The following is a 7097-nucleotide window of genomic DNA, read 5'->3' as shown; positions in this document are numbered from 1 at the left end:
AAATGATTTTGAATTTTCTTCAAAACTTACCGTTTACCCTAATCCATCAAGTGATGTGTTTTCAATAAATAGTGATTCTCGTGGTATAATTGTAGTATATGATTTGATTGGAAAAATAATCAAATCTGAAACTATCGATTTAGGAATTACAAAATTAGATTTAAGTAATTATCCAAGTGGACTATATTTAATGAAAGTTACTAATGATAGTAATCAAACAAAAACGATGAAGTTGATAAAACAATAAATTTAATTTTTAATACAAAGAGGCTTTCAAAACATATTTTTGGAAGCCTTTTTATTATACAAATTAAGGGGTTTCCCCCTGCATGAATTCATTTTTTATTAATCTATCTTTGAAAACAAATTTTAAAGATTGTACAACAATCAAAAAATAACTAAAAAATTAATCCTAATTATCATTTCATGAACAAAAATTTACTCCAAAAACCAACGTACTTCTTTACAAAAACAAAGCTTTGGTCCAAAACTATTACAATGTTGCTGTTTTTAATACTATTAAGTGTTACAAAAATACAAGCTCAAAACTTGGCTTGGGCAAAACAAATTGGTGGTACCCTTAATGATTCTTCAAGAAGTATTGCTGTAGATGCTGCTGGAAATGTATATACCACAGGTGGTTTTGTAGGAACAGCCGATTTTGACCCTAGCCCAGGAATTTTCAACCTGACCGCTGCAGGTAGTTTCGATATCTTTGTCACAAAACTAGACGCGACTGGCAATCTGGTTTGGGCAAAAAAATTTGGTGGTGCTAGCGCTGATAATGGATATGGTATAAGTACAGATGCTACTGGAAATGTTTATACCACAGGTTCTTTTTATGGAACAGTTGATTTTGATCCCAATGCTGGAGTTTCTAACCTCGCGTCTACTGGTGGTAGTCAAGATATTTTTGTCACAAAACTAGACACGGCTGGCAATCTGGTTTGGGCAAAAGCAATGGGTGGTACCAGTACTGAAATTGTGTATGGTATAAACACAGATTCTACTGGAAATATATACACTGTAGGTAATTTTCAAGGAACAGCCGATTTTGACCCAAATGCTGGAGTTTCCAACCTAACATCTGCTGGTGCTCAAGATATTTTTATCACAAAACTAGACACGACTGGTAATCTCGTTTGGGCAAAGGCAATGGGTGGTACTGGCAATGAAAATGGACAAAGCATAAGTACAGATATTGCTGGAAATGTATATACCACAGGTTATTTTCAAGGAACAGCCGATTTTGACCCAAACGCTGGGGTTTTCAACCTGACATTTGCTGGTGTTCAAGATATTTTTGTGACAAAACTAGACGCGACTGGTAATCTCGTTTGGGCAAAGGCAATCGGTGGTACTGGCAATGAAAATGGACAAAGCATAAGTACAGATACTGCTGGGAATGTATATACCATAGGTTCTTTTGCAGGAACAGTCGATTTTGATCCTAATGTAGGGGTTTCCAACTTCACGTCTGCTGGTAGCAACGATATTTTTGTCACAAAACTAGACGCGGCTGGAAACCTTGTTTGGGCAAAAATAATGGGAGGAACTAGTACTGATAATGGATCTGGCATAAGTACAGATGCTGCTGGAAATGTATATATAACAGGTTACTTTATGGGAATAGCCGATTTTGACCCCAATGCTGGAGTTTCCAACTTCACGTCAACAGGTGATATCGATATTTTTGTTTCAAAACTAGACGCAGCTGGTAATCTAATTTGGGCAAAAGCAATGGGTGGAACCAATACTGATATTTCACATAGTATAAGTAAAGATGCTGCTGGTAATGTATACACCACAGGTACTTTTCTAGGAACAGTCGATTTTGACCCTAATGTAGGGGTTTCCAACTTTACATCTGCTGGTAGTCAAGATATTTTTGTACACAAAATGAGTGCTTCTGGAGCTTCGCTTAATTTTGATGGGACAGATGATTTTGTGGCTATTAATTCGCCAACAAATATTCCTATAGGAAATTCGAGTTATACAATTGAAGCTAAAATAAAAACTACAGTTTTTGGTTCAAGAGGAATTGCTGGTTGGGGTAACTACGGACAAACTAATCAAGTAAATGCTTTTCGTTTAGATGCATCCGGACAATTAGTTAATTATTGGTGGGCAAACGACTTAATTGCAAATCCAAGTCCTATTAATTTAGCCGACGGAAACTGGCATCATATTGTAGCGACTTATGATGGAACAACAAGAAAAATATTTGTTGATGGTATACTAAAAGCGTCTGATACGCCTGGTGTGAATGCTATACCAAACGCTTTAAATATGAGAATTGGCTCTACTTGCCCAAATCCATGTGGAGGCGAATTTTATAACGGAGCAATTGACGAAGTTCGCATCTGGAACCGTGCTTTGCCTCAAGCTGAAATTCAAAATAATATGAATTGTGAGTTAGCAGCTGGACAAACTAGTTTAATAGCTTATTATCAATTTAATCAAGGTGTAGATAACGCTAATAATTCTACTATAACAACTCTTACTGATTCAAGTGGAAATAATAATACTGGAACTTTAAATAACTTTACCCTTACAGGAGCTACTTCAAACTGGATTGCAAATGGTGGTGTAACAACCGGTAATACTTGCTCGCCTTTTTTAAGTACAAGTGATTTTGAATATTCTTCAAAACTTACAGTATATCCTAATCCTTCAAGTGATATATTTACTATAAATAGTGATACTAGTGGTACAATTGTAGTATATGACCTAATTGGAAAAATAATCAAAACTGAAAACTTAGATTTAGGTATTACAAAACTAGATTTAAATAATTATTCAAGCGGTATTTATTTGATGAAAGTAACTAATGATAATAATCAAACTAAAACAGTGAAACTAATTAAACAATAGTTTTAAAATGGATTTAAATAAAAATGAGGCTTCCTTTCGGAAGCCTCATTTTTTATTTTACAATGTTAACTTAAAAAGGAACATCACTATCGTCATCAAAATTATTAGAACTACTACCAAAAGCTTCATTAGCAGATGGTAAATTTTTAGTCTGAAAAGGATTATCGTCTTGTCCCAAATTCATTGTTGATGGCAAATAATCATCCCCACCAGAATAATCTTCAAGGTTATCAAATTTACCTAAATTTCCAACAAATTTTAGACGTACGTTTTCTAGACTACCATTACGGTGTTTGGCGATAATAAATTCAGCTTGACCTTGTGTTGGTGAATGTTCGTCGTCGTCCCATTCGTCAATTTTATAATACTCAGGGCGATAAATAAACGAAACAATATCGGCATCTTGCTCAATCGCTCCAGATTCACGAAGGTCAGAAAGTAACGGTCTTTTGCTAGAACCACGAGTTTCAACCGCACGTGATAATTGCGAAAGTGCAATTACGGGAACTTCTAATTCTTTGGCCAAAGCTTTCAAATTTCGAGAAATAGTAGAGATTTCTTGCTCACGATTTCCTGGTCCTTTTCCGTTTCCACCGGCAGTCATCAATTGAAGATAATCGACAATGATAATTTTTATATCGTGTTGTGACTTTAATCTTCGGGCTTTCGCACGTAAATCAAAAATGGAAAGCGATGGAGAATCATCAATATATAATGGTGCTTTTTCTAAATCTTTTACTTTAACACTTAATTGTTCCCATTCGTGTTTTTCGAGTTTTCCTGTTCTTAATTTTTCCGAAGACAAACCTGTTTCTGAAGAAATAAGACGAGTAATTAACTGTACCGAAGACATCTCTAGAGAAAATAAAGCCACGGCATGACCAAAGTCGATAGCGACATTTCTCGCCATTGACAGTACAAAAGCCGTTTTACCCATACCTGGACGAGCCGCAATAATAATTAAATCTGATGGTTGCCAGCCTGATGTTACTTTATCTAGTTTTTCAAAACCTGTTGCAATTCCAGAAAGCCCTTCTTTACCTGCAATTTCTTCAATTCTCTTTTTTGCTTGAATTACTAAACTTTGCGCCGTTTCGGAACTTCGTTTTATATTTCCTTGCGTTACTTCGTATAATTTCGATTCGGCTTTGTCTAGCAAATCAAAAACATCGGTAGTTTCGTCATAAGATTCTTCAATAATTTCTGAAGATATTTTTATCAAACTTCTTTGAATGTATTTTTGCAGAATAATCCTTGAGTGAAATTCGATGTGTGCAGAAGATGATATTTTTTGGGTAAGTTGTATCAAATAAAAATCGCCACCAGCCAAATCTAGTTTGCTCATTTTTCGCAATTGAGCAGAAACTGTAAGCAAATCGACAGGTTGAGAATCATTAAATAAAGTAACAATGGCTTCAAAAATATATTTGTGTCCATCTTTATAAAAAGCATCAGGCTGAAGAATATCAATAACCTCATCTACCCCTTTTTTGTCAATCATCATAGCACCAAGCACAGCTTCTTCTAAATCGAGAACTTGTGGTGGCAGCTTTCCTTTTTCTAGGTTTATAATCGTAGTTTTATCTACTCTTACAGGGTTTATATTCTTGAAATTTTCCATACTGCGAATTTAGGTTTTAATACAATCATATTGAAATAAAAACAATCATTAGATTGTGTATAACTTGTGTTAACAACTTTTAAATTGTGTTAACAACCAAAAAAAACCGCCTCATTACTAACAAGGCGGTTTTTATATAATAAAGTAAGGTTTTACTCGTTGTATTCGCCCATTTTACTGTATTTGTCCATTCTTTGAGAAACTAAATCGGCTGTTGATAAGTCTTTAAGTTCATTAAAAGCTTTAAGAATATATTCTTCGACCGTTTTGAAAGCAGTTGCTTTATCGTAATGTGCTCCACCTAATGGTTCTGGGATAATATCATCGACTAATTTTTGTCTTTTCATATCGGCTGAAGTTAGTTTTAATGCTTCTGCAGCTTGTTCTTTATATTCCCAGCTTTTCCATAAAATAGAAGAACATGATTCTGGAGAAATTACCGAATACCATGTGTTTTCCATCATCAAAACTCTATCTCCAACACCTATTCCTAAAGCACCACCAGATGCTCCTTCACCTACAATAACACAGATAATTGGCACTTTAAGTCTTACCATTTCAAGAATATTTCTCGCAATAGCCTCTCCTTGTCCTCTTTCTTCGGCTTCAATTCCGGGAAATGCTCCAGGAGTATCGATTAACGTAACTACAGGAATATTAAATTTTTCCGCCATTTTCATTAGTCGCAACGCTTTACGATAACCTTCTGGATTTGGCATACCAAAATTACGAAATTGACGCATTTTTGTATTAATACCTTTTTGCTGTCCTACAAACATAAAAGACTGATCTCCTATTTTTCCTAGACCACCAATCATCGCTTTGTCATCTTTGAAGTTTCTGTCTCCAAAAAGTTCAAGAAAAGTTCCTTTTGTAAGGTTTGTAATATGCTCTAAAGTATAAGGACGACTAGGATGACGTGATAATTGTACTCGTTGCCAAGCGGTTAAGTTTCCGGATATATCTTTCTTGGTGTCTTCTAGTTTTTGGCTAATTAGTTTACAGGTTTCTGTAACATCAACGTTTGATTCTTCTCCAATTATTTGACATTTGTCTAATTGTTCTAAGAGTTCTTTTATAGGTAATTCAAAATCTAAATATTCCATAAGATTTTTGTATTTTGTTTAGGTTTGAAAAGCAAAGATAGTTTTAAATTTAAAGATTGAAAAATTTAAAGATTGAAAAAATCAGTTTATTAAGATTAAGTTTCTTTGAATTTGAATGCCCTAGCCCAGATTGCTTCACAATGCTTTTATTTTATTCGGAGTTCAGTGAACTCTGTTTGAAACGAAAATCCTTTTGTTTTTTTCTTTAAAAAACAAAAGATTGTAGTGTAAAGCTGGAATAGCTCCTGAAAAAAATCACTTCTTTCTGTTTTTTAAAACCCCGTTCAAAATAACTGTCGATAAGATGATTAAAGCACCTATATAGAATTGCATGCTCATTTTTTCTTTGTCATTAAAAACTATTAATGCAAGAATTATCCCGTAAATAGGTTCGAGATTTATGGTTAACATAACGGTATATGGACTCAGATATTTCATCACACCTACCGATGCTATAAATGCGTATGCTGTGCAAACTGAGCTTAAAACGAGTAACCAAAGTAAATCGTTTGTTGACAGTTGGAAAAAACTGACGTTGAAATTTTGGTTAAATAACATAAATATTGTCAGACACAATACGCCTCCTAAAATTTCGTAGAACGAAATAACGGTTGGGTCATATTTTACAGCAAATTTTCCATTTATTACCGAAAACAATGCTGAAAGAAAGGCAGAGCTTAATGCTAAAACTATTCCGTAGATATAGTTTCCTTCTACTTGAAAAATAATGTACAATCCTATAATTACGATTAGTCCGAAAAAGACTTCGTAAGCAATTATTTTTCGTTTGTAAAATATAGGCTCTAATATTGAGGTGAAAAATGCACCTGTTGCTAAACAAGCTAGCGTAACTGAAATATTAGACTCCTTGATGGCTTTAAAGAAAGTGAGCCAATGCAAAGCAATAATTAATCCCGCAAAAAGAAGTCCTATGATTGTTTTTCGGGAAAGTTTTAGTGAGATTTTTTTGAACGCAATAAAAAGTATAATAAATCCTGTGGCAAAAATCATTCGATACCAAACTAGCGGCAATGCTTCGAGTGAAATTAAGGCTCCTAATATCGCTGTAAATCCCCAAATAAATACTATTAAATGAAGTTTGAGATAACTTTGTAGATTTTTATCTTTTTGCATTTCGAAGTAAGAAAAAAGCCATGATTCCAAAAATAATATTGGGAACCCAAACTGCTATTATTGGTTCTACTGAGGATTTTTCGGCTAGTGTGCTAAAAATTTTATCTAAAAAAATATAACTAAAAGCAATGGCAATTCCAATGGCAAGGTTTATTCCCATTCCGCCACGACGTTTCATCGAGGAAACAGCTACAGCAATAATTGTTAAAATAAATGCTGAAATTGGAATACTATATTTTCTGTATTTTACAACTAGATAGGTATTTATATTTGCTGATCCTCGTTTTTTTTCTTTTTCGATAAATTTGTTTAAATCTCTCAAATTTAGAGTTTCGGCAATATAAACCACTGGAGTTAAGTCG

The 7097-nt window shown here is 34.0% G+C and carries 6 protein-coding genes; 2 read left to right on the top strand and 4 right to left on the bottom strand.

Annotated features, from left to right (window positions below; all coding sequences use genetic code 11):
- Both ACH2BG_RS08170 and ACH2BG_RS08165 read left to right on the top strand, forming a co-directional pair.
- On the top strand, window positions 1-247 hold a 247-nt coding region (locus ACH2BG_RS08170; protein WP_395047209.1), incomplete at its 5' end, for a T9SS type A sorting domain-containing protein.
- 179 nt (window positions 248-426) lie between these two features.
- On the top strand, window positions 427-2874 hold the full coding sequence (locus ACH2BG_RS08165; protein ID WP_395047208.1) for an SBBP repeat-containing protein: 2448 nt from the start codon (window positions 427-429) through the stop codon (window positions 2872-2874).
- A 70-nt stretch (window positions 2875-2944) separates the two neighbouring features.
- On the opposite strand, the gene dnaB is transcribed toward ACH2BG_RS08165, so the two are convergent.
- The 4 genes from dnaB to ACH2BG_RS08145 all read right to left on the bottom strand — a co-directional run.
- Window positions 2945-4495, bottom strand: a complete 1551-nt coding sequence (dnaB, locus tag ACH2BG_RS08160) for a replicative DNA helicase (RefSeq protein WP_395047207.1) — start codon at window positions 4493-4495, stop codon at window positions 2945-2947.
- A gap of 152 nt (window positions 4496-4647) precedes the next feature.
- Entirely contained in the window at window positions 4648-5601 is a 954-nt protein-coding gene (locus ACH2BG_RS08155) for an acetyl-CoA carboxylase carboxyltransferase subunit alpha (RefSeq protein WP_395047206.1), read from the bottom strand.
- 255 nt (window positions 5602-5856) lie between these two features.
- A complete protein-coding gene (locus ACH2BG_RS08150; RefSeq protein ID WP_395047205.1) occupies window positions 5857-6735 on the bottom strand; it encodes a DMT family transporter in 879 nt (292 codons plus the stop codon).
- The coding region (locus tag ACH2BG_RS08145) for an LptF/LptG family permease (RefSeq protein ID WP_395047204.1) at window positions 6722-7097 on the bottom strand (376 nt) is incomplete at its 5' end. The genes ACH2BG_RS08150 and ACH2BG_RS08145, both read right to left, overlap by 14 nt.

It is taken from the genome of Flavobacterium sp. (genome assembly GCF_043779715.1).
Lineage (GTDB): Bacteria > Bacteroidota > Bacteroidia > Flavobacteriales > Flavobacteriaceae > Flavobacterium.
The sequence above is the reverse complement of the archived record's forward strand: the minus strand, read 5'-3'. Positions and strand labels throughout refer to the sequence as shown.

Bases quoted from the DNA above. Each gene is read 5' to 3' on its own strand.
- ACH2BG_RS08155 (WP_395047206.1), bottom strand. From the start codon at position 5,601: ATGGAATATTTAGATTTTGAATTACCTATAAAAGAACTCTTAGAACAA.
- dnaB (WP_395047207.1), bottom strand. From the start codon at position 4,495: ATGGAAAATTTCAAGAATATAAACCCTGTAAGAGTAGATAAAACTACG.
- ACH2BG_RS08165 (WP_395047208.1), top strand. From the start codon at position 427: ATGAACAAAAATTTACTCCAAAAACCAACGTACTTCTTTACAAAAACA.
- ACH2BG_RS08150 (WP_395047205.1), bottom strand. From the start codon at position 6,735: ATGCAAAAAGATAAAAATCTACAAAGTTATCTCAAACTTCATTTAATA.